Here is a 23,262-nt window from a genome sequence, read left to right as displayed (position 1 = left end):
CCTCCACGCCAACTGTGGTGCGACGCTCGAAAGCGGAGACGGTTTCGGTGCTCTTCTCAACGTCCTTGAGCATTGCCATCTTCTCCTGTGCATAGCATCCCTCACAGTTCCGAAATATGGGATCTGGCAAGGCCATCCTCGCCGGCGAGCCTCATGAACTCGGCCAGACAATTACGAGCGCGGTTGACCCGGCTCTTGACGGTTCCGACAGCACAACCGAGTGCTTGGGCTGCTTCCTCATAAGACAGCCCGTCCGCACCCACGAGCAGGATCGCCTCACGCTGACCCTCTGGCAGCTTCTGGAGGGCTGCCTCGAGATCATGAATCATGATCCTGTCCTCTTGGTCCGGCAGGGCGATCATGCTTGCTGCATAGGATCCGTCCGCATCCTCGATCTCGCGCAGCGACTTGCGGTGGTCCGAACAGAACTGGTTGCGCAGGATGGTGAAGAGCCAGGCCTGAAGGTTCGTGCCGGCCACAAACTGCTCCCGCTTACTGATGGCTCTCAGCACCGTCTCCTGCACTAGGTCATCGGCCTGAAGGGCATCCCGCGTCAGTGAGATTGCGAAAGCCCGCAGCGACGTCACACTGGCCAGGATTTCGTCGACGAATGCTTGGTCGACCAACTCAGTGCGGGCACGGATAACCTGTGCAACTCGATCAAGAAGCCGGGCGAGGTTGGGCGGGAGTTTCTCCTCGGCAGGATCGCTATAGCAGGCTCGAAGGTGTTGGCCGAGGTGAGCTTGTACGCTGCTGTCCAGGACAGCGCAGACCAACGGACCCATCTGCTGTCGAGGAGGGTGTCGTCCATGCCCTGGATCAGTCTTCAGCTTTGACAGCCTAACCATGGTCACACTCCAGAGATTAGCGCGCGCTGCTGCCTATGCCCGCGGGCAGCCCGCGAGGTTTGGTCTTCATGATCTCGATGTCACCAAGTGGGTATGGTGTTAGCCGAGCTGCGCCGCTTCTGCCGGTGACAGCAGATCTTGGTCAGCGGGGCTTGGTGGCGTCGCGCATCGTGTCCTTGATGCCGCCAACGGCATTCTGCGCCTGGCCTGCCGTCTTCTCGGCAGCCCCATCGGCCTGGGTTTTGCTGTCGCCTGTGACCTTGCCGATGGCTTCCTTGACGGTGCCTTTGGCCTGCTTCGCGCTGCCTGCAACCCGATCCTTGTCCATAGTAGCCTCCGGGGTAGGATGATGTGCCCGTGACAACCAGTCCGCTGACGGTGTTATCACAGCTCCTAACCCATTCAAATCACTAAAGTTCATCGATTTTTCTATTGGTTTTTCTGCACTAGCCGACCCGGTTTTCCTGCACCTCTTTTTGGCGCCTTCGGGAGCTTGGCCACGATACCTTCAGCCCCGATGCCGCGCTCGCGCGCCCACACGATCAGAGCGCTGCGCCGGTTGACCCCAAGCTTCTGGTATAGGGACGCGACGTGGTTGCGCACCGTATTGCGGGCGAGCTTGAGCTCCGTTCCGATCTCAGGGTCGCTCTTGCCCTGGCAGACAAGGGTAAGCACCTCGCGCTCTCGCGGCGTCAAATCAGCCACACTGGCGGCGACTTGTGCCGGTGACTGGCCGGGCCGGGGCGGGTGGCGCAAGGCGGCAAGCTTCTCGACCACGCCGCGGCTGAACCAGGATGCGTCCGCCATCACCGCCTCGATGGCCCTGACGAGTTCCTCCTCCGAACGCCGGCGGGCGGTGATATCCTGGAACGAGCACAGGATGCACTTGCGCTCGCTCAGCATGATGGCCTCGGCTGATATCAGGCACTCGAGCTCTTCGCCGCCCTTTGCCCGCAGGCAAGCCTCGAAGTCCCTGACGACACCGACCTTGGCAAGATCGGCTTCGAAGCGGCAACATTCCTCGTCGTTGACCCAGAGGCCGATGTCACCCGCAGAGTAGCCAACCACGTCTTGAGCACGGTAGCCCAGCACTCGTGAGAAGGCTTCATTGACTTCAATCAGCCGATGATCATCGGCGGTGCTGATGGTGGTGGGCACAGGAGCTAGGCAGAAGGCTTTGGCAAAGCGCTCCTCGGACTGGCGCAGCGCCGCCTCAGCCTTCCTGCGCGGCTCCAGGTCGGCGAAGGTGAACAGCATGCAAGGCACTTCGCCAACCTCGATCGGCTGGCCGGCTACAACCACCTGCCGTCCCCCGCGATCACTGGGCACGGTGAGGCAGGCTTCCATCTGCGGGACGGTCTCGCCCGCCCGCAGCCGCTCAAGCGCGAGGCTGCGGCGCTCGGCGCGCTCCAGCACATCAATCTCGTACACGGTCCGGCCCAATACATCCTCGCGTTTGTAGCCGGTGAGCTCCAGGAAGCCGTCGTTCACCTTGACGAAGCGCAAATCCGTGAGACGGCAAATGGCGGCAGGGGCCGGGTTGGCCGCGAAGGCTCGCTCGAAGCGGTGCTCGGCCTCAATCTGTCCGCTGATGTCATGAACGATGAGCACGAGACAATCGGGATTGCCGCCATGATCGGTGATGACGAGGCTGCGGATGCGATGGGTCCGGTCCCGGTCTTGGTTGGATTGGTGCGCCACTACGACCACCACGTCCTCAAAAGCCTCGCCAGCCACAACGCGGTCGATGGGATAACGGCCGTGGTTGAGGAGATCGCTGCTGTGATGGCGTAGCACGAAGTTCTTGCGGTACTCGTCAACGTTGCGGCCGAGCTCATCGAGGGTGGTGACCCCGTGCATCTCAAGCGCGGCTTCGTTGGCATAGGTGATGGTCTGATCCGGCTCGACCAGGATCACGCCTTCGCTCAGGCCGGCAATGATCTGCTCCAGTTGCGAACGGTCCGGCGCTTGATCGCTCGACCCGTTCTCCATTGTCCGATGGCCTCGATCAGCGGCACTGGTCGCACGTGCCTTCTTCGAGTGGCGGAGATCAACGTGACCTGTGCGTGCACCAGCCTTTGTCATGGGATGGCCCGCTTTGCGCTTCCATGTCTCCAGGTTCAACGGGACCCAGCGCAGCGGGTTTCACGCAGCACGGTCGTGAGTTGCCAGCGCTGCTGGACACATGCTCGACGATCTTGGGGTGCCGGAACGCGGATCCCTGGAAGCGCGACACAGTTCGAATGGCAGGTCGAGCTTATCCATGGGAATCTAACCACATAAAACGATGGAGCGCCGGCATGTTTGTGATGGCAGGGCTCCCGGCCCGAAAGCCGGGAGCTTGGCTGTCAAAGCCCAGCGTGAGGCTCAGGCCGCGCGGTTGAAACGCTGGGCGGTTTTCTCACCCTGCACGGTCACGGTTTTGGTAGCCTCATCGGTCATCTGAAGCGTGAGCTCGGCGAGGCGCCGGCTGTTCTCGACCGTCTGTTCCAAGTTGTCGCGCAGCAGCGAGCTCTGCACCTCGAGGAAGTCCGTCATCGAGCGGCAGCGGGCCAGAGCCTGTAAGCCGTCGAGGTTGCGTTGCAGGCGCTGCTGGCTGCGGGAGACTACTTCGCGCGACACCTCCTGGAGCCCACGGGCCAAGGCCGTGCCGGACTGGGCCACAGCTCGTAGGTTGTGCGCCGCCTCCTCGGTCATCCCTTGGACCTCACCCTCTGGCCGGCTTGCCAACGGCAGCGTCTGCCCCGTGGAGCGGCGGGCCAGCTCCGAGAAGGCGCTGAAGCTGTTGGTCACCGCCTCCTGCATGGCCTGAGCCATGGTCTGAGCACTTTCGACACCTGCGCGCAATGTGTCGGCCACATCCTCGGTGACCCGCTGCACCGCTTCACCCTGCTCACGGGCCCGTCGAGCCTCAGTTCGCTTCATTTCATCAATGTTGGCCATTTCATCCTCCACTGTCTCGGCTATAGCGTTGGCCTCCTCGTCGCTCAGCACCTTGAGCACCGCGGGAAGCAGTTCCTTGCGGTCATCTCGGATATGCTGCTGGAAGGCTCGTCTGAGCTCCGTCACCTTGTCGAAGAACTCAGCGCTGTTCTTCGGCATGCGCTCCAGCTCACCCAGGAGAGCAGCCGTTTGCTGGTTGTCGGTGGTGGCCTCCCACACGAGATCCTGCATCCCATGCCGGGTCAGCACAGGAAACAGGTGTTCCTCCTGCAAGGAGGCGAGAAGCTCCAGCTCTTCCTTCAGGTCGGCGAGGAGCCGCTCACGGGTTTTGACCGCATTGTCGGACGTGGCGAGCAGCCTGTCGAAGAGCTCGTTCGCCTTGTCTGGCGGGGCTTGGGTATATCGTCTGTTGGTCGTCATTGTCCCTCACAATCTGTCGAGTTGAAGGGCCCGAGCTTCAGCTTGGCCCAAAGCGTGTGACACAGTCATATCGCTTGCACCAAAGCATTTACGCATGACACTGAAGCGATCAGGCAGTTACCCGTGCTTGGCAGGCGTTTACTCGTCTGAGACTGATGTTCGAGGGCGCTCGTCCCTAAGTTCGGCCGCGCGAGGCGACCTATTCTTGATCTTGTTGATCCAGGTTAAGCGGCAATGGTGCCAGAGGTTCCGAGATATCCTGGCCCGCACCGCGGACAACACCGCGCGGGCTCATCGCGACACCTATCCTTCGAGCCTGTGGCGGTGCCCGACCCATTACAGATGTGCCGGTCCGACCCTCGCACTGTCCAGTTCTGGCTGAGTTGTCCCAATGGTCGTCACTCAGACCACATGGAGGAAATCTATGCAAAAGCTCGCGCTCGTTGCAGCCCTGTGTCTCCTGGCCGGGGCCTGCGCCACCCGACAACAGGGCACCAGCACGGCAGTCGGTGCCACTGCCGGAGCGGTGGTGGGCGGACCAGTCGGAGCGGTGGTTGGCGCTGGGGCTGGCGCGGTGGCTGGCGCACCCGGCGGCGTCGTGGACGAGGTCCAGGGCGACAACCAACGGCGGCGTGTACGGCGACGCTAATCCATCCGCCTGGGCCGCCCCCCAGTGCTGCGGGCAAGATGAACTAGGCTGGTGGCTGGACGTCAAATGTCTCCAACAAAGATCCTGCGCCGAGGTCTGCATCGGGTCAAACAGTAACTAACTACAAGTGAAATGAAGATCCGCTCAGCGCGTAGGAACAGATAAAGGCGCTTCTTCCGAGATGTGCCAATTTCGAACATTCCTCGTCATCAATCCCGCCAACATCAACCATCAGCCGTCGTAGAATCGTCTGCCCATCGCTCCTGCGAGGGTCGCCCTCATCGTTGGATGAGCCAGTGTGGGCGATCTCGGTGCGCCTGAAACGTCCGTATATATTTCGTGAAGGAATAAGCTCGTGGCTGTCTTCGTTTGTCATTCATGTGACGTCAACCGACGAGGCAGTGTCAGCCATGAACCGCCCCTCCGTAACAGAAGTGCCTCAAACACCGGCGCCCGATTCTGCAAACATCCCAGGCACGGACCCTTCGCTACCGTGCGCAGCGCTCCTCTTTGTCGCCTCCGTCAGCTCCTTCATCGGAGCAGGCCTCCTGCTGGCGAGCATCTGAGAGGAAATGTGCCTCCTTGCTGGCAATGGTTCGCTCAGGGACCCCCATCGAGCAGAGGTGCCGATGAGGCCAATGTGCAATACTCCCAGGCAGATCTCTATAGCCCGGCCGCTTTGTTGGGGCATGGGAGTCATTAGACCGATTATTGCCAAGCTAGGTTCAGGTGCCACAAGCTTTCCCCAGAGTATGGCTTCGCATTCCGGAGGCTCCTTGGCTGAGCCTTGCAGGCAGGCGGGGCCGGTATTCTCAACCTTACAATGGTGAGCACCATGAGGGATGCACAATCCATGATCCAGGATGCTGTTTCTCGCGAGCACGCCCGCCCGCTCGCCCAACAGGCCGCCTCTCATGTCGCGACCGTTCTGGTCTGTCAGAACAACCTCATCCGCAGCGGCATCGAGCGCATCCTTTTAGGTACCCGGTTCGTCATCTCGGCAGAGGCCGATGAACAGACCGCAGCGCCGTCTGCTCTCTGCTTGATCTACACTGACCAAGCTGCGGACGACGTGTGCGGGATCGTCAACCGCCTCAAGATGCGATGGCCTTATGCCCGGACGGCTCTCCTGAGCGACCATTTGGATCCCGCTGCTGTCATCCAAGCCTTCCAAGCGGGTCTCGATGGACTGTGCCCAACCACAATGAGCCATGAAGCTCTCATCCTGGCTCTTGAGCTGGTTGTGCTCGGGGAAAGGTTTGTCCCCGCAGAGGTGGGCTTGGCTCTGCTGAATGCACAGCCCCGAAGCTACGGAGTACCGGCTGCCGCTGTGCCAACCAAAGATGGTCTTAGCGGGAAGAGCTTGTCCAGCCGCGAAGCCCAGATCCTGCATCTCATCACCCAAGGCGCCGCGAACAAGGTAATTGCGCGAGAGCTGGGGCTGGCTGAAGCGACCGTCAAAGTTCATGTCAAAGCGATCTTGAGGAAGGTCAAGGTGTCTAACCGGACCCAAGCCGCCATGTGGGCACAGCAGCATGTGAACGGGCGCTCTCAAGACGCCATCATGGACGCAGCGGAGTGATGCAGTAAATTCCAAACAACAAGGTAGCGGGCCAGATGGTCCCGGCAACAATCACTCACCTGGCAAACGGCCCGCGGACCTTGGCGAGCCGGATCACCGGTGTGTGACTGCCTTCCCAGCGACAGTTGCATGAAGAGCAGCCTAAACATCATTAATTTTAGGGCTAAGACCCCGCCGCCTAGGGCTTCCTACTCATTCCTGTTCAGTGGCCGAAGCTGCCCTCGAACCCGCATCAAATGTCCCTCAACGGCGCGTCTGCGGTCCATCAGTCGGCTCAACTTGGCCAGAAGCGTCTGCTCATCCCTAGCTGCTTGAGCAACCTCTTGGGCGCCGCTCCTAAAGCGCTGCCAGTGCGCAGCATGCCTGACCTCCTGGTTCAGCCTTTCGCACGCGGCTGCGACGCGATGGAGCTCGGCAAGCAGCTCAGGCTCGCTCATATGGTCCAGGCCAACCATCGTAGAATGAAACCCACCGGCACCGCAGGCCCTGTGGCTTTCGCGGGCGGCAGGGGCCTGCAAATATCTACAAGGATGCAGATCAGGTGAGCCCCGACGACCAGTAATCCCGCACCTGCTGCCCGTACTCGGGCCGGGCGAACGGCTCCTCACCAGCGGCATAGTTCGGCGCCCGCATCAGCCGCTCCTTGTCGGCATCGATCACATAGCCCTTCTTGCTCGTGTCATACGTCAGGGCATTCCACGGCAGCGGGTGATACTTCTGGCCGATCCCGAGAAAGCCCCCGAAGCTCATGATGGCATAGGCGACCTCGCCCGAGCGTTTGCCGACCATGAAGTTGTAGACTTCCCCAAGCTTCTCGCCCTGACGGTTGTAAACGGCCGTGCCTTCGACCTTGTTGGAGGCAATCAGGTCTGTCGTTTCGTTCTTCTCAACCGAGCTCTGGGTGCGTGACCGGCTCTGGTGGCCGACAAAGTGGCTGCCGCCACTTCTCTGTGAAGACCTGCGAGTTGAAGGGCTACTCCACGTTGTACGACGCACTGTCGTTGCGGTCATGTACCCAACAGCACCGCCAAGAAGAATGCTGAGCAGCACAATGCTGTCCTCGAAGAACAGCTCAGCCCGCCGGCGCCTGCGGAGTTCATCGTCAATGTTCCGGCGTGCGCCAGTGCGGGCCTCCAGATCATGCGTTGGGTAGCCTGGCCTGCGTGAAGCCTCACCACCATAAGACTGGGGTTCAGCGCCAAACCTGTCCTGAGAGCTTGCGGCTCGATAGGTGTCGACCATTGAGGTTCCCTCCTGAGAATAGATCAGCTCTTCTCAAGCCCTACTGATTAACCCGACGGGCCAGCGATGGTTCAGGTGATCTTGGTGTGCCAGGATGGGCTATTCACGTGATAGGGTCGCCCGTCTGCACCTCCGACAGCTTCTGCCGCTGCGCATGCTGCCTGACCATCATCTGCTTCTCGGGCGGCAACGGCACGGCGGCTGTCTCGACCAGCGTGTCGCCCGTCTGAGCCAAAGCACCGGTGCTATGAGGGTAGCAGCGAGAGCCGTCGCGCGGCGGAGCAGGTTACTGACCTCGCCCTTTGTCTCGGAGCCTATCCTTCAACCCTCCGACGGTGTTCGGGCTCCAATCCGGCTACGGGCCGCACGACACAACGCTCGGATTAGGCTCATCCATTTTAGCCGCCCCGGACCCGTTGCTCTTTCGTTGCCAGGAGCAGAGCTTCAAACGAGCTGGAGCAACCCAAGTCAGGAGGCAAAGCCTCCTCGTCGGGATTATGTCTCCGTGACGGCTTCGGTAGATAGGGAGGGAACGATGGTCCTCGTCAATGTCATGTACCCGAACGAGCCCGGCTCATCGTTCGATCAGGACTATTACCTGCAAACGCATCTTCCGCTGGTTCGGAGTCGTTGGGATCCGATGGGTCTTGAAGACCTGCGACCGGTGCGTGGGGTTGGCACAGCCGATGGCAGTCCTCCACCCTACCAAGTAATGGCCTTGCTCACCTTTCGCTCCTTGCAGGACTTTCAGGCAGCGGGGAAGGCGCATGGCAAAGAGATCTTTGCCGACATCCCGAACTTCACCAGTGTGAAGCCCGTGGTGCAGATCAACGAGAGTCTGGCTTAACCCATGGAGCAACGGCCATTCGACTGGCAGGAGGGGCTCTAATGCGATCTCATCGGATGGCGCTTACGCCAGAACACGTGGCACAGGTTCATCGCGTTCTGGAGGATCCCGGGCCCGATCCGACCTGGACCTACCACACCAATGGGGACTATGACGCCCTTGTGCAGGGCCTCGTCGTTTCGCATCCAGGCGGGCCGGACACATGGCTCTTCGCATATGGCTCCCTGATCTGGAAACCCGAGCTGGAGCACGTCGAGGTGCGGCGGGGCACAGCCCGCGGCTGGCACCGTTCGTTCTGCTTCCGGATTGAGCGGTTCCGCGGCACCAGACAGCAACCTGGGCTGATGATGTCCCTCGACCGTGGCGGCATGTGCCAGGGCGTCGCTTTCAGGTTGCCTTCGGACAGTCTGGAACGGCAGTTGGACAAGCTGGTCCGGCGCGAGATTACCGTGAAGCCACCCAACAACGTCCCGCGGTGGATCGTCGTCCAAACAGAGCAAGGGCCACTACGTGCTATTGCCTTCGTGATGAACCGGCAGTCGCGCTTCTACATGGGCAGGCTGCCGCCGGAGCAGGTTGCCGATGTGCTGGCGACGGCCTGCGGCCATTGGGGTTCCTGCGCCGAGTATCTCCACAACACGGTGGCGCACCTGGAGGAGCAGGGCATCCGTGACCGCAACCTCTGGCGCTTGCAGGCTCTGGTCGCGGAGCGGATCAAGCCCGGTACACCTGATCCCGCAGGCTTCACAGCATCCCAGGCTCCATGAGGTAAAGTGGGTGTCCAATGAGGGTGTAAGCTGTGACGGTCAACCTGCGGAGAAGGGCCGCTAGTGGCAGATACTGTTGAAAAAGTCCGCAAGTGCCAGTTTTCGCGTTGCTGGCATACAGAATGCTGGTCCTGACCTGGTGCTCTGACGCTAGTAATAGAAGGACCCGGCAGCGCCCGGGAGTGTTTCAACGAAATCGGCACACCTCGGTCGTTTGCCTCGTGGCTGCTTAAGCCTCAAGTCCGAACGTTGCTTCGATATGCTTGGTGAACTCTGAGGCGGCTCGTTGACGGGCCGCCTCAGAGTTTAGATTTCAACCTGCTCCGCAATCAGAAGGGCGTCATCGACGTCAATCCCAAGATACCGAACCGTGCTCTCGATCTTCGTGTGGCCGAGCAGAAGCTGGACAGCCCGGAGATTGCCTGTCCTTCGGTAGATCATTGAGGCTTTGGTCCGCCGGAGCGAGTGGGTGCCATAGGCTGAAGGATCGAGCCCAATTGCGCGAAGCCAGGACGCTAGCAGGCGAGCGTACTGGCGTGTCGTCATGGGCCTTCGCCGATTGACTCTACTCGGAAACAGCGGCTCGCCCTTATGCAGGTCCTTTATCTCCAGCCAGCGCCCCACAGCCTCCCGGGTCTGCTCCGTAATCTCGAACTGAACGGGCCGGCCGGTTTTTCTCTGCATAATGGTTGCTCGAGACCGCACCCGCCCATTGAGGACCACATCGTCGACCCGAAGCGCGACCAGGTCACAGGCGCGCAGCTTGCTGTCGAGAGCGAGGTTGAACAGGGCCAAATCCCGAATACGATGAGCAACCTGGAGCCTGACCCGAATGGACCAGATCTCCTTCGCCCTGAGAGGCGGTTTGGGTCCAATCAGCTTGCCCCGTTCCAAGGTGTAGTGGTTCGGCAGGGATGGTCAGCGGTACTGTCTTGCATTGCCGTGCTCCTGAAACGAAGCCCCCGCAATGAAACTTGGCCGTTTATGGCGACAGGGAACCCAGGCTGAGCATACCCAAAAGCCTTCGTCGGCTTACCAGGGCGAGCAAGACGTACCACACCTTGCGCCAATCTCCTGCTCGTGACCCATAAGAGAACTCCACATCGCTCCGCGGGAGAAGAGCATCATGACAGAGGCCCAAGAGAATGGGCTTCTTCGATGGAGGAAGAATACCGATGTAAGTCTACTTGATGCCATTCAAGGCAAGGTAGGATCGGATGACCTGACTGTCGTCCGCCTTGCCGTCTCCGCGCCCCGAGGTCGCAAGAAACATCTGCTGGGCCGCCGCCGCCAAGGGCAGTGCTGCCTTCACGTCCCGGCCGGCATCCAGCACGATGCCGAGATCCTTCACAAAGATGTCGACCGCGCTCGTCACCTCCGGCTCTGTCTCCAGCATGCGCGGTCCGCGGTCCTTGAGCATCCAGCTCGAAGCGGACGACCCGCTCATGATCTCCAGCAGGATCCTGAGATCGACGCCGACCTTCGCCGCCAGGGCGAAAGCCTCCGCCACCACGGCAATGTGCACGCCGCAGAGGAGCTGGTTGACGGTTTTCACCATAGCCCCTTGCCCAGGGCGCTCGCCGACGTGGAACACCTTGTCGCCGAGCGCCTCAAAGACCGGTTTCGCGGCCTCGAACGTGTTCTTCGGCCCTGCGGCCATGATGGTGAGCGTTGCCGCCTTGGCACCCGCAACTCCTCCCGATACCGGGGAGTCGATCAGACGGCGCCCGGCCTTGCGGATGCGGTCATCGATCGCTTCCACTGCGCTTGGCGGGCAGGTCGCCATGAGCGCCACCACGCCATCGGGCCGAAGGGATCCAAGGGCGCCGCCCTCGAAGAGCACCGCCTCGGCCTGGGCGGCGTTCACCACCATCAGGATCAGGACATCCGCCCCGGCCGCGGCCTCGGCGGCCGTGAGCGCCCGTTTGCCTCCGGCGTTTTCGAGGGCGTCGAGGGCCTTGGCATTGAGATCGTACCCGGTGACGGCGAACCCGTTCGCCAGGAGATTGCCGGCCATGGGCAGGCCCATGGCGCCGAGGCCGACGAAAGCGATGCGTGTCATGTCGTCCATTCCATTGCTGCCGATCCTCGGCAGGTCATTCGTGGCAGGCGAAACTCGGGGAAAGGTGCCGCGACCGGACCGGTCTGACACCTCCCGCCTCAATAGAGCGTGAGAGCAGGGATGTAACTCATCGCAAGAAGAACCAGCATGGAGACGGCGAGGAAGGGCCAGAGTTCACGAGTGGTGTCGGCCAGCGACGCTCGGGCGATCGATGAGGAAATGAAGAGCGTGGTTCCGATCGGCGGCGTGTAAAGACCGATACCCAAGTTCAGCACCATGATGATCCCGAGCTGCACCGGATCCAGGCCAATCGACGCCGCCAAGGGGACGAAGATCGGCCCGAGCAGCAGGATCGCCGGCGGAAGATCGAGCGGCATGCCGACGATCAGGAGCAGGACGTTCATAGCCAGGATGACCAGAAGCGGGTTGCTGATCGTGGCTGTGACCCACTCGGCAAAGCGCATCGGAACCTCGTCGAACGTGAGAATCCAGCCCACGATGGCGCTGCCCATAATCACGAGCATGACGACGCCGGTCGCGATGCCTGACTCGATCAGGCTGTGATAGAAGCGCTTCCACGTCAGGTCGCGGTAGAAGAAGGCACTCAGCGCAAGGGCATAGACGACCGCCAGCACCGAGATCTCTGTGGGCGTGGCGATACCAAAGCGCAAGCCCAGCAGGATCAGGATCGGCATCAGGAGGGCAGGGCCGCTCAGCACCGCGAGCTTCAGGAGCTCCATCCGACTGACGGCCGGATCCTCCGAGTGGATGCCACGCCGCCGCGCTATGAGGCTGCACGTCAGGATGAGCCCACCCGCCAGCAGGATACCGGGCAGGATGCCTGCGGTGAACAGGTCGGCGATGCTGACGCCACTCACCAGAGAATAGAGGATGAGCGGGATCGACGGCGGGATCATGATGTCGATGATTGCCGACGTGGCATTGTTGGCTGCGCACAGCCCGGCCGGATAACCCTGCCGCTTCTGCCACGGGATGAGCACCGACCCGAGGGCGCTGGCATTGGCGACGGCGCTGCCCGAGACGCCGCCGAAGACGACGGAGGCCACGACGGTGGTCGAGAGAGGTCCCCCGCGCCAGCGCTGCATCGCCTTGGTGGCGAAGCCCAGGAGTTTCTCCCCGAGCTTTCCGCCCAGCATCAGGCTGCCGGCCATCATGAAGAACGGCAGGGCCAGCATCGGAAAGGATTGCGTCTGCTGATACATCTGCTGCGCGACAATCATCAGCGGCAGATCGCCCTGCCATGCCAAGGTCACGCCTGCGGCAATGATGAGAGCGTGCCCAACGGGGATCGCCAGCAGCATCAAGACCGTGAAGACAACAACGAGAATGATGCTCATATGCCGGTCTCCTCTGGATCGGGGGTTGGCATGGCCTCAGGGCCGAGCTTCCAGACCCGCAGAGCAAGCGCGAAAGTGGTCAGGATAACCGCAAGGCAGCCGAGGGCGAGCGCGTAGTAGCTGTAGCTGCTCGACAGCCCAAGCACGGGGCTTGTCTCAATGGACACGATGTCGGCGACCCCGAGGGCCTCCCAGCCAAGAATGGCGTAGGAGGCAATGATAATCACGAAGCCGACGAGCAGCAGGACGCGTGCGCCGCTGCGGTTGAGGCGAGCGAGCAGTGACTCCACAGCCATGTGGCCGCCCTTCTGCACGGCGAGCGCGACGCCGGCCATGATGAACCAGGGGAAGAGTCGCTCCGGCAGTTCCTGGGAGAAGCGGAATCCGCCGCTCTCCATCACGTAGCGAGCAACGACATTGGCTGTCAGCAGGACGAGGAGTGCAAGACCGGTCAGCAGGATCACCGCACGGCACACGAAGCCTACCGTGCGGTCGATGATGTCGGCCACGGTGAGCGCGCCGCCCCCCATGGCCGGTGCTGGTTCCTCGTGATGAGGCAGGGGGGAGACGCGGGTCATGGCATCAGACCTGAGCAGCTTTGACCAGCTTGTCGACGAAGTCGCCGAAGGGCTTCCCGCGCCAGGTGTCGACGACCTTGGCCGAGGCCTCCCGGAACGCGGGCTTGTCGACCTCGTTGACCGCCAGGTTCGGATCGGCCCTGAACTGGGTGTTGAACTTCGCCTCGTTCTCGGCAAACAGCTTGCGTTGCAGGTCGCCTGCTTCCTTGGCCGCGGTCTTGATGATCTCTCTCTCCGGCGCGGGCAGGCGGGTCCAGGTGATCTGCGACATCAGGAAGGGTGAGCTTTCCCACTTGTGTCCCGACAGGCTGATGAACTTGTTCACCTCGAAAAGCTTCGAGCTTGCGATGTTGGTGAGCGGGTTCTCCTGACCGTCGACCACGCCCTGCTGGAGCGCAATGTAGAGCTCGCCGAAGCTGATCTGCTCGGTTCCGGCGCCGAGCGCCTGGAAGATGTCGATCGTCATCGGGTCGGGCGGCGTGCGGATCTTGAGGCCTTTCAGATCAGCAGGCTTCACGATCGGCCGCTTGCTATTCGTGATATGGCGAATGCCGTTGTCCCACCAGCCGAGAGGCACCATCTGGACCTTGGCGAAGCGCTGGGCGAGTTCCTCGCCGATCGGACCCTCGAGCACCCTGAAGGCAGCCGCGCTGTCTGCGAATAGGAAGGGCAGACCGAGTGCAGCGAGTTCCGGTATGAGCGCCGATGTGGAGCCCTGGCTGTTGACCGTCATGCTGACGGCGCCGGTTCGAAGGCTTGTGAGCAGAGATTGCTCGTTGCCGAGCTGCTCGGACCCGGCGACGCGGACGCTGATGTTGCCGCCGGACCTTTCCTTGACCAACTCGCCGAAGCGCTCGGTCGCGATGCTGCGCGGGTTGCCGGGAGCCGCGTTGTGGCCCAGCGTGAGGTTGGTGGCGGCACTCGCGCCACGGGTCAGCGTGAGGATGGCCGGAGCCGAGATGGCACCGGCAAGGAGGGTACGGCGTGAAATCGTGGTCTTCATAAGCGTTTTCCTTCTGGATGATGCCCGTTGGCCGGGCTTTTTGGTCGTTGTGAGGAATCAGGCTGGTCAGCTACGTCTTGCTCAAAGCCAGCCCTTGATGCTGTCCGTCATGGCCTTGGTGGAGATGCCGTAACGATCATGGAGTGTCGGCAGGGCGCCAGCATCGAGAAATTCGTCGGGCAAGGCAACCTGGCGGAAAGCGGTCGGGAACACGCCCGAGCGCATGAGGAGGCCGGCAACGGCCTCGCCCAATCCGCCGACGATCGTGTGGTTCTCCGCGACAACCACCATGCGTCCAGTCCGCGATGCCTCCTTCAGGATCGTGGCCTCGTCGAGCGGCTTGATCGTGGGCACGTGCAGCACCGCGACGTCGACGTTGTCATCGCCAAGAGCCTTGGCCGCTTCGAGTGCCCGCATGGTCATCAGGCCCGAGGAGATGATCAGCACGTCGTTGCCGTCACGCAGCATCTTGGCCTTCCCAAGCTCGAACGTGTAACCGTACTCGTCGAGTACGAGAGGCACGTTTCCGCGCAGAAGGCGCATGTAGACGGGGCCCTGATGCGCCGCGATGGCTGGTACCACCTGCTCGATCTCGTGCGCGTCGCAGGGGTCGACAATGGTGATGTTGGGCATGCCCCGAAAGATCGCGATGTCCTCCGTCGCCTGATGGCTCGGTCCGTAGCCCGTCGTCAGGCCCGGCAGGGCGCACACGATCTTCACGTTGAGGTTTTCCTCGGCGATCGCCATGCAGATGAAGTCATAGGCCCGCCGTGCCGCGAACACCGCGTAAGTCGTCGCGAACGGCATGAAGCCCTCACGCGCCATCCCGGCGGCGGCACTGATCAGGAGCTGCTCCGCCATGCCCATCTGGTAGAAGCGGTCGGGATGGGCCTTCGCGAAGACGTGCAGGTCTGTGTACTTCGCCAGGTCCGCCGTCAGACCGACGATCTCGGGCCGGGTCTCGGCAAGCTTCGCGAGGGCGTTGCCGAAGGGAGCGGGATTCGTGCGCTGGTCGGCACCTGCGAGCGAGGCGATCATCGCCGAGGTGGTGAGCCGCGGCTTGTCCGCGGTTCCCTGCCCGCCTTCGCCCTGCTCTCCGAGCCAGGCCGGGCGTGTGTACTTTGAGCGCCTCATGATATCCTCCCGGCATCGAGCAGTTCGAGGGCCTTCTGCCATTCCTGTGGCTCGACCCGCAGGAAGTGGTTGCGCTCGCGCTCCTCGAGGAACGGGACGCCCTTAGCCATTTTGGTGTCGCAAATCACGATGCGCGGCTTCGGTTCGGTGGAATTGCGGGCCGCATCGAAGGCCTCGACGAGAGCATCGATGTCGTTGCCGTCGACGCGTTGCACATGCCAGCCGAACGCCTCGAAGCGGGCCGCGAGCGGCTCGAAGCCGGTCACCTCGGAGGCCGGGCCGTCGGCCTGCTGGTTGTTGACGTCGACGATGCCGATCAGGTTGTCGAGCTTCCAGTGGCTGGCCGACCAGGCGGCTTCCCAGACGGAGCCTTCGCCCAGTTCGCCGTCGGAGAACAGGCAGTAGACAAAGGACTTCGATTGCTTGCGCTTCAGGCCAAGACAGAACCCGACGGCAAGGCCGAGGCCATGGCCCAAAGATCCACCGGTGATCTCCATGCCCGGCGTGTAGGCGGCCATACCCGACATGGGCAGGCGGCTGTCGTCGGAACCGTAGCTCTCGAGCTCGTCCTCCGGAATGATTCCGGCCTCGATCAAGGCTGCGTAAAGGGCAATGGCGTAATGGCCGATTGAGAGCAGGAAGCGGTCACGCTCCTCCCATTCGGGGTCCTCGGGCCGATAGTTCATCGCGTGGAAGTAGGACACAGCCAGGACGTCGGCGATGCCGAGGGCCTGCGCGATGTAGCCCTGGCCCTGCACCTCGCCCATGCGAAGGGCATGGCGGCGGATATGATAGGCGCGGTCCGCAAGGGATAGGTTGGACAGGGGAGGCTTTGACGCCTGCCGCCCAGCGTCGCCGGTGCTCGTGGTCATCGATCTCTCCAGGGTTGGTGGGCGCAATCCGGTGGCGCCCAGGCACCGATTAGTGGATCAGCATGCCGCCGTTAACGTCGATCACGGCGCCGGTGATGTAGGACGACAGGTCAGATGCAAGGAACAGGCAGGCGTTGGCCACGTCGTCGGCGACGCCGAGACGGCCGAGCGGAATGCCCTTGGCGATCTCCACCTTGAGCTCGTCGGTCAGCTTGCCGCCCGTGATGTCGGTCTGGATGAGGCCGGGCGTGATCGAATTCACCCGGACGATATCGGGGCCGAGTTCGCGCGCCATGGCCTTGGCCAGGCCGAGCACGCCGCCCTTCGCCGCGCTGTAGTGGGGACCGCCGAAGATGCCGCCGCCGCGCTGCGCTGACACCGACGACATGCACACGATGGAGCCAGAGTGCTGCTCGCGCATCTGCGGGATGACGGCCTGGCTCATGTAGAGCGTGCCGCGCAGGTTGACATCCAGGACAGCGTCGTAGTTGTCGGGCCCAATGTCCATGATCTTGAGCGGCTGCGTGATGCCGGCGTTGTTGACCAGCACGTCGATCCGGCCGAGTTCGCCGACAACCCGCTCAGCGGCGTCCAGACAGGACTGCTTGTCCGTGACGTCGCAGGCGAAGCCGAGATGCCCCTCGCCGAGATCGGCGGCGGCGGCCTTCGCCTGGCCGTCATCGAGATCGACGATCACGACGCGCCCGCCGTGCTGGCTGAAGAGACGTGCCGTCGCGCGACCGATCCCGCGCTGGGAAGCGGCTCCGGTGATGATGCAGACTTTATCGGCGAGTAACATTGGGCCTCCTCCAGGGCGCTCCGGATCGAGCGGAATGACAATGGGAGGGCGGTAGCCTGTGTGGTAACCCGGATGTCGCAGCAACCCCTACACGGTGCTGCACGCACTCCCGCTTCCAAGGGGGAGCAATATTCTATCCGGCTGTTCCAACCTTTCCAGGCACGCGCTTCCTCCAGACATTCTTATTTGTTGAGGCAGTCGTACCACGCTGCTCAATGAGCCAACAAACGAGTTATTTGCAATAAATCTTGAATCTGGCTCATCATTGGTGATGTCCCAGCGCTCAAGGCAGGGGGACGAGTTCGATGCCCAGTTCATGCGCGAGCCACTGCGCGAAGACCTGGATCGGGGCTCGTTGCCTGGACGGCTTCGGGAATGCCAGGTAGTGGCCGACGTAGCGGATGTCCTTGGTCTTGCTTGCGAGCGGCGCCACGAGGCGTCCGCTTACGATCTCCCGTTCGGCCAGGAGTGTGGACTCCAGGGCGATGCCCAGCCCGTCCGCTGCCGCCGCGATGGCCAGGAAGCTGCGGTCGAACCGTGATCCGCGCAGGGACGACGGGAGGTTCGTGCCATTCAAGGCGAACCAGGCGGGCCAACGCACCTGCTTGTTGTCGCTCTGGATCAGTTGATACTGGAGCAGGTCCTCAGGGGACGCGATGGTCTCGGCCAACTGGGGCGCGCAGAGCGGCGTGACCGTTTCCTCGCCCAGGGGCAGGACCACGAGGCCTTCCTGCCGCGGTACGCCATAGATGATGTCGGCGTCGAACTCGTCATTCTCGAAGCGCGTGTAGTTGGTATCCGCCGAGAGCCGGACCTCGATCTTGGAGTTCTCGGAGAGGAAGCGTGCAAGACGCGGACTGAGCCACTGGGTGGCGAAGCTCGGGGCGCAGTGGAGACGCAGCAGGTGAGGGGCCCGCGTGGACACCATCTCGAGCCCGTGGCGCAGTTCCTCAAAGGCCCGTTCGGTGTGACCCATCAGGGCCTCGCCCTCGGGGCTCGGGCGCACCCCGCGGCCATCCCGCTCGAACAGCACGACGCCGAGCGCCTCCTCCATCTTGCGGATGGCGTGGCTCACCGCGCTGGGTGTCAGTCCCAGCTCCGTGGCGGCAGCCTGGAACGACCGCCGCCGAGCGGCAGCCTCGAACACGCGCAGCGAAGATAGGGGCACTTTCAAGGACATAGCACGCTAACATGAGCCGCATTCACGGTTCCTTGTAAAGAATTCATTTGCCTTTCGACGCGCCCCGGGATGGATTTCCACCGTCGCAGAACGGCGGCGCGGGCAAGGTCCGACGGGTGCCGCCCCGGTCTCCCCATCGATCGCGAGCAGCAAAACCATAAAATGGCAGGGAGAAGATGATGCCACATCCTCAGGATAACCCCCATGTCGTGTTTCTCGACCGGGACACGCTCTCGCCTGAGACCCGTCTGAGGGAGATGGCCTTTCCCCATTCCCTGGCGGTCCATCCGCGGACCGCGCCGGATGAGGTCGCCGAGCGCATCCGGGATGCCGAGATTGTCATCACGAACAAGGCGCCGCTCGACCGGGAAGCCATCTTCGGGGCCCCGAAGCTCCGTTTTATAGCCGTGGCCGCCACCGGGACGAACATCGTCGATCTCAAGGCGTGCGCCGAGCGTGGGATCATCGTCTCCAACATCCGCAACTACGCGATCAATACTGTTCCGGAGCACACCTTCGCCCTGATCTTCGCCCTCAGGCGCAGCATCGTCGCGTACCGGGAGGCGGTCATCCGGGGCCGCTGGCAGGAAGCGCAGCAGTTCTGCTTCTTCGATTATCCGATCCGTGATCTCGCGGGGTCGACGCTCGGGATCATGGGGGACGGCGTCCTGGGCCGGGCGGTGGCGGAGATCGGGCGGGCGCTGGGCATGCGCACTCTCTTTTCCACCTACAAGGGCACGGAAGGGATGGGGCCGCTGTACACCCCCTTCGACGAGGTCATCCGCACCAGTGACATCATCACGCTCCACTGCCCGCTGATGCCATCGACCCAGAACATGATCTCGCACCGGGAGTTCGCCATGATGGAGCGTCGCCCGCTGCTCATCAACACTGCGCGGGGCGGACTGGTGGAAGAGGAAGCGTTGGCCGAGGCGCTGGACAGCGGACGGATCGGCGGGGCAGCCTTCGATGTGGTCACGAGCGAGCCGCCACCTGCCGACCATCCTTTGATGAAGCTTGCTGCCCGACCGAACTTCATCCTGACACCGCATGTCGCCTGGGCGAGCCAGGAGGCGATCCAGACGCTGGCGGACCAGCTCATCGACAACGTCGAGGCGTTCCGGTCCGGCTCGCCCCGGAACTGCGTCGCCGCGTGATGAGCGATCCCCGCAGCGTCCTGCATGCCCTCTTCGCAGCGGCCGTGGCATCCGCGGACCCGGCCCAGCGGGTCAGGCCGTTCCTGCCCGATCCGCCGAAGGGCCGCACTATCGTCGTCGGCTGCGGCAAGGCCTCGGCGTCCATGGCGCATGCATTCGAGGAGGCATGGCCCGGCCCGCTGGAGGGCCTGGTCGTGACCCGTTACGGGCACGGCGTTCCAACGACCCGTATTGAGGTCGTCGAGGCGAGCCACCCCGTACCCGACGCCGCGGGCGAGACCGCCGCCCGCCGCATCCTCGAGCGGGTTCAGGGGCTCACGGCCGACGATCTCGTGGTGTGCCTGATCTCGGGCGGGGGCTCCGCGCTTCTGCCCCTGCCCCTGTCTGGCATCACGCTCGAGGACAAGCAGTCCCTCAACAAGGCCCTGCTGAGGAGCGGGGCGACCATCGGCGAGATGAACTGCGTGCGCCGGCACCTCTCCGCCATCAAGGGCGGTCGGTTGGGCGCGGCATGCCATCCAGCCAGGGTGGTGACGCTCCTGATTTCGGACGTCCCGGGAGACGATCCGATCAACATCGCCTCGGGACCTACGGTGCTGGACCCCACCACCTGCGAGGATGCCATCGCGATCCTGGACCGTTACGGGATCGAGGCGGCACCGGCGGTCATGGAAGCCCTGACCAGCGGGCGCGGCGAGTCGATCAAGCCGAACGACGAACGTCTCGATCGCACCGAGGTCAGGATGATCGCAACCCCTCAGATGGCGCTCGAGGCAGCGGCTTCGGTCGCAGCGGAGCATGGACTTCCTGCCTACATCCTCGGCGATGCGATCGAGGGCGAAGCCAGAGACGTCGGAAAGGTCATGGCCGCGCTTGCCCGTCAGGTTGCGGGCAAGGGGCAGCCCTTCGCCACACCGTGCGTCCTGCTGTCCGGTGGCGAGACGACGGTCACGGTTTGGAGACACGGACGAGGCGGACGCAATGTCGAGTTCCTGCTGTCGCTGGGCCTGGGCCTGGAGGGCGCTCCCGGCATCCATGCCCTGGCGGGTGATACCGATGGTGTCGACGGATCGGAAAACGTGGCGGGGGCCTATTGGGGGCCCGACAGCCTGAGACGTGCATGGGCCATGGGAATGAACCCGCATGACAGCCTGACCGCAAACGACGGGCATAGCTTCTTTGAGGCGCTCGGCGACACGGTCGTCACGGGGCCGACGCTCACCAACGTGAATGACTTCCGGGCCGTCCTCATCGCGGCCGACACCGATGCCGGACCAACCCCGCCCTCGAACGGACTGAATCGATAAGAGCTCCCCGGGGAGCCTAGCTTGGAGGAACCAACATCATGAACATGACCGATCCACGCACCATGGCGAATGCCATCCGCTTTCTCTCGATCGACGCCATCGAGCGGGTGGGAGAGGGGCATCCGGGAACCCCACTGGGCGCGGCCGATACGGCGACGGCCCTGTTCACGCGTCACCTCAAGTTCAATCCGAAGGACCCCTTGTGGTTCGACCGCGACCGCGTCGTCCAGTCGAACGGCCACGGATCGATGCTGCTGTATTCCCTCCTGCACCTGAGCGGCTACGAGAAGATCACCCTCGACGACATCAAGCGCTTCCGCGAGCTCGGATCCCACTGCGAGGGCCATCCGGAGTTCGACCCGAGCTGCGGGATTGAGGTCACGACGGGCCCCCTGGGCCAGGGCATCGCCAACGCGGCCGGAATGGCGCTTGCCGAGGCGTTCCTGCGCGAATGGCTCGGACGGGATATCGTCGATCATTACACCTATGCCTTCGTCGGAGACGGCTGCCTCCAGGAAGGCGTGGGGCAGGAGGTCATCTCGCTGACCGGCCACCTGGGGCTTGGAAGGCTTATCTTCCTCTGGGACGACAACCGGATGACAGACGACGGGGTGATCGACCTGGCCCTGAGCGATGACATGGCCGCGCGCTTCCGGCTGAGCGGATGGCATGTCCAGGAGGTCGACGGTCACGACATCGATGCCGTGTCGGCGGCGATCCTCCTCGCCAAGAAAGATCCGCGCCCATCAATGATCCAATGCAGGACGGTCATCGGCCGCGGGTTGCCCCAGGTCGAGGGGACACGCGCGGCGCACAGTGCACGCATCTTCAGGGAAGGGGCCGATGCGGCCCGCCAATACCTCGGCTGGCCGCATGCGCCGTTTGAGATCCCAGAGGAGACGTTGCAGGCCTGGCGCGAGGCCGGTCGGCGGAGCCTGCCGGAGTACGAAGCGTGGCAAAGCCGCGTCGATGCGTTGCCCTCCGAGAAGCGTCGCCTCCTCGATCGACTCCGGGAAGGACGCCTGCCGGACGGCTGGGACGAACCGTTGCGGGCGCTCCGCGAGCGGGCCGCCCGGGAGCCGTCGGCGGAGTTCGGCATCAAGCTGTCCGGCGACATCGTGGACCTTTTGACGGATGCCATCCCAGAACTGATCTCGGGCGCGCCCGACCTGGAGGGCGCGACGAAGCACAAGCGGGCGCTCGCACCGTTCACGGCATCGGACCACGGCGGACGCTACGTCCACTATGGCATCCGCGAGCATGCCATGGGCGCGATGCAGAACGGCATGGCGGCCCATGGCGGAATCGTGCCCGTCGGAGTGACCTACCTCGTGTTCTCCGACTACATGCGCCCGACGCTTCGGCTCGCTGCCATGATGGGCCTGCCGGTTCCGTTCGTGTTCAGTCACGACTCCATCGGCATCGGCCGCAACGGGCCGACGCATCAACCTGTGGAATACCTGGCGTCGCTGAGGGCCATCCCCAACATGCTCGTCCTTCGCCCGGCCGATGCCGTGGAGGCGGCGGAGTGCTGGGAGATCGCGCTTGCCAACAGGGCCGGGCCGTCATCCCTCATCTTCGCCCGCCAGCCCCTGGAGCCAGTGCGCACCGACGGCTCAGGGGAGAACCGATCACGCCGTGGCGCTTACGTGCTGCTGGAAGCCGGGAACGGGCCCAGGCAGGTGACGCTGCTCGCGACCGGATCCGAGGTCGGCATCGCGGTCGAGGCGCGCAGGCAACTGGAGTCGGAAGGGGTCCCGACGGCGGCGGTGTCGATGCCCTCGTGGGAGCTGTTCGAGGCTCAGGACGCGGAGTACCGCAAGGAGGTTCTCGGCAGGGGAACCGTACGCGTGGCGGTAGAGGCGGCCGTCCGCCTGGGATGGGACCGCTACATCGGCGAGGACGGAGGGTTCATCGGGATGAGCGGCTTCGGCGCATCGGGAGCCGAGACTGATCTGTACGAGCACTTCGGCATCACGCCGGGCAAGGTCGTTGAGGAAGTCAGGAAACGGCTCAAGAGCAGGTCGTCCTGAGCCTCGGCGCATCAGCCCCCAGTGCCGTCAACCAAAATCATGAGCCCGTCGAACGGACGGGCTCGGATCGGGTGAGCGACGTCTTCAGTACTGGTAGGTGCCGCCCTTGGAGTTTGCCATGGCGCGGGCTGCGCGACGCTCGCCCGTACGGACCAGGGTGGTCCAAATCTCACGTCCAACGCTTCTGAGGATGGCGACTAACATCTTGCTTGGCCTGTTTCCTATGCACTGCGATAAGACCAATGTATTATGTCACCGTCGCAGATCAACGGGATTCATGGTCCCCAGCCATGCACCGAGGCCATGACACGGCTGCTGCCAAGGCGGAACCCTTCCCGACAGAAATCTTCTGGCGCCTGCAAGTCATGGTCGCGGAGCGGATCAAAACCCGAGCGTCTTCCTCGGAACCTGGCACGCCGTTTGCCGCGCTATAGAAGACCCTCGGAGAATCCTTCGCGGAATTGCAACCGTGAGCCCGGAA

Annotated in this window: 22 protein-coding genes; 7 read left to right on the top strand and 15 right to left on the bottom strand. The window is 63.0% G+C overall.

All coding sequences use genetic code 11. The annotated features are described in order from the left end of the window. Positions 1–101: 101 nt before the first annotated feature. The 4 genes from IC232_RS24760 to IC232_RS24745 all read right to left on the bottom strand — a co-directional run bounded on the left by IC232_RS24760 (position 102) and on the right by IC232_RS24745 (position 4,211). On the bottom strand, positions 102–626 hold the full coding sequence (locus IC232_RS24760) for a sigma-70 family RNA polymerase sigma factor (RefSeq protein ID WP_246812390.1): 525 nt from the start codon (positions 624–626) through the stop codon (positions 102–104). Between the two features lie 364 nt (positions 627–990). Next, positions 991–1,176, bottom strand: coding sequence for a CsbD family protein (locus IC232_RS24755; RefSeq protein ID WP_190847622.1), 186 nt, complete (start codon positions 1,174–1,176; stop codon positions 991–993). Positions 1,177–1,277: 101 nt separating this feature from the next. Further along, entirely contained in the window at positions 1,278–2,840 is a 1,563-nt protein-coding gene (locus tag IC232_RS24750) for a helix-turn-helix transcriptional regulator (RefSeq protein WP_190847621.1), read from the bottom strand. 375 nt (positions 2,841–3,215) lie between these two features. After that, positions 3,216–4,211, bottom strand: coding sequence for a phasin family protein (locus IC232_RS24745; RefSeq protein WP_190847620.1), 996 nt, complete (start codon positions 4,209–4,211; stop codon positions 3,216–3,218). A gap of 424 nt (positions 4,212–4,635) precedes the next feature. Between IC232_RS24745 and IC232_RS24740 the strand changes: the two genes are divergently transcribed. Together IC232_RS24740 and IC232_RS32575 are read left to right on the top strand one after the other, a co-directional pair. Continuing rightward, positions 4,636–4,860 (top strand): hypothetical protein, encoded by a 225-nt coding sequence (locus IC232_RS24740; protein WP_190847619.1) that lies wholly within the window; start codon positions 4,636–4,638, stop codon positions 4,858–4,860. An 835-nt stretch (positions 4,861–5,695) separates the two neighbouring features. After that, positions 5,696–6,442, top strand: a complete 747-nt coding sequence (locus IC232_RS32575) for a response regulator transcription factor (RefSeq protein WP_190847618.1) — start codon at positions 5,696–5,698, stop codon at positions 6,440–6,442. Positions 6,443–6,979: 537 nt separating this feature from the next. Here the strand turns inward: IC232_RS32575 and IC232_RS24730 are convergent. Together IC232_RS24730 and IC232_RS32970 are read right to left on the bottom strand one after the other, a co-directional pair. Next, positions 6,980–7,684, bottom strand: a complete 705-nt coding sequence (locus tag IC232_RS24730) for a PRC-barrel domain-containing protein (RefSeq protein ID WP_246812389.1) — start codon at positions 7,682–7,684, stop codon at positions 6,980–6,982. Positions 7,685–7,787: 103 nt separating this feature from the next. Then, a complete protein-coding gene (locus IC232_RS32970) occupies positions 7,788–7,919 on the bottom strand; it encodes a hypothetical protein (protein WP_281413428.1) in 132 nt (43 codons plus the stop codon). A gap of 300 nt (positions 7,920–8,219) precedes the next feature. Between IC232_RS32970 and IC232_RS24725 the strand changes: the two genes are divergently transcribed. Next, the gene (locus IC232_RS24725; protein ID WP_190847617.1) at positions 8,220–8,531 is read left to right on the top strand and encodes an EthD family reductase; all 312 of its coding nucleotides are present in this window, start codon (positions 8,220–8,222) and stop codon (positions 8,529–8,531) included. A 41-nt stretch (positions 8,532–8,572) separates the two neighbouring features. After that, entirely contained in the window at positions 8,573–9,298 is a 726-nt protein-coding gene (locus IC232_RS24720) for a gamma-glutamylcyclotransferase (protein ID WP_190847616.1), read from the top strand. 306 nt (positions 9,299–9,604) lie between these two features. Here IC232_RS24720 and IC232_RS24715 read toward each other — a convergent pair whose 3' ends face one another. The 9 genes from IC232_RS24715 to IC232_RS24675 all read right to left on the bottom strand — a co-directional run bounded on the left by IC232_RS24715 (position 9,605) and on the right by IC232_RS24675 (position 18,284). Beyond that, positions 9,605–10,192 (bottom strand): tyrosine-type recombinase/integrase, encoded by a 588-nt coding sequence (locus IC232_RS24715; protein ID WP_246812388.1) that lies wholly within the window; start codon positions 10,190–10,192, stop codon positions 9,605–9,607. A gap of 289 nt (positions 10,193–10,481) precedes the next feature. Continuing rightward, positions 10,482–11,369, bottom strand: a complete 888-nt coding sequence (locus IC232_RS24710; protein ID WP_210335491.1) for an NAD(P)-dependent oxidoreductase — start codon at positions 11,367–11,369, stop codon at positions 10,482–10,484. A gap of 89 nt (positions 11,370–11,458) precedes the next feature. Then, positions 11,459–12,718 (bottom strand): TRAP transporter large permease, encoded by a 1,260-nt coding sequence (locus IC232_RS24705; RefSeq protein WP_190847614.1) that lies wholly within the window; start codon positions 12,716–12,718, stop codon positions 11,459–11,461. Next, positions 12,715–13,296 carry a TRAP transporter small permease gene (locus tag IC232_RS24700; protein ID WP_190847613.1) on the bottom strand — a complete coding sequence of 194 codons (582 nt, stop codon included), beginning with the start codon at positions 13,294–13,296 and terminating at the stop codon, positions 12,715–12,717. The genes IC232_RS24705 and IC232_RS24700 overlap by 4 nt, the downstream gene beginning before the upstream one ends. A 4-nt stretch (positions 13,297–13,300) precedes the next feature. Continuing rightward, complete coding sequence (locus IC232_RS24695; RefSeq protein ID WP_190847612.1) at positions 13,301–14,299, bottom strand: TRAP transporter substrate-binding protein; 999 nt, start codon at positions 14,297–14,299, stop codon at positions 13,301–13,303. An 81-nt stretch (positions 14,300–14,380) separates the two neighbouring features. Further along, a complete protein-coding gene (locus IC232_RS24690) occupies positions 14,381–15,433 on the bottom strand; it encodes a transketolase family protein (RefSeq protein WP_190847611.1) in 1,053 nt (350 codons plus the stop codon). Continuing rightward, a complete protein-coding gene (locus IC232_RS24685; RefSeq protein WP_190847610.1) occupies positions 15,430–16,305 on the bottom strand; it encodes a transketolase in 876 nt (291 codons plus the stop codon). The genes IC232_RS24690 and IC232_RS24685 overlap by 4 nt, the downstream gene beginning before the upstream one ends. 49 nt (positions 16,306–16,354) lie before the next feature. Then, positions 16,355–17,104 (bottom strand): SDR family NAD(P)-dependent oxidoreductase, encoded by a 750-nt coding sequence (locus IC232_RS24680; RefSeq protein WP_190847609.1) that lies wholly within the window; start codon positions 17,102–17,104, stop codon positions 16,355–16,357. Between the two features lie 283 nt (positions 17,105–17,387). Continuing rightward, positions 17,388–18,284 carry a LysR substrate-binding domain-containing protein gene (locus tag IC232_RS24675; RefSeq protein WP_190847608.1) on the bottom strand — a complete coding sequence of 299 codons (897 nt, stop codon included), beginning with the start codon at positions 18,282–18,284 and terminating at the stop codon, positions 17,388–17,390. 179 nt (positions 18,285–18,463) lie between these two features. On the opposite strand from IC232_RS24675, the gene IC232_RS24670 reads away from it, so the two are divergent. Genes IC232_RS24670 through tkt form a run of 3 tightly spaced genes read left to right on the top strand, consistent with a single transcriptional unit; the run spans position 18,464 to position 22,781 of the window. Next, positions 18,464–19,441: a D-2-hydroxyacid dehydrogenase gene (locus tag IC232_RS24670; protein ID WP_190847607.1), complete on the top strand. Its 978-nt coding sequence runs from the start codon at positions 18,464–18,466 to the stop codon at positions 19,439–19,441. After that, positions 19,441–20,748, top strand: a complete 1,308-nt coding sequence (locus IC232_RS24665) for a glycerate kinase (RefSeq protein WP_190847606.1) — start codon at positions 19,441–19,443, stop codon at positions 20,746–20,748. The genes IC232_RS24670 and IC232_RS24665 overlap by 1 nt, the downstream gene beginning before the upstream one ends. 38 nt (positions 20,749–20,786) lie before the next feature. Continuing rightward, positions 20,787–22,781 (top strand): transketolase, encoded by a 1,995-nt coding sequence (tkt, locus tag IC232_RS24660; protein ID WP_190847605.1) that lies wholly within the window; start codon positions 20,787–20,789, stop codon positions 22,779–22,781. The last annotated feature ends 481 nt before the right edge of the window (positions 22,782–23,262 follow it).

Origin of the sequence: Microvirga sp., assembly GCF_014699075.1 — a bacterium.
GTDB lineage: Bacteria > Pseudomonadota > Alphaproteobacteria > Rhizobiales > Beijerinckiaceae > Microvirga.
This window is presented reverse-complemented; position numbering and strand designations above follow the sequence as displayed.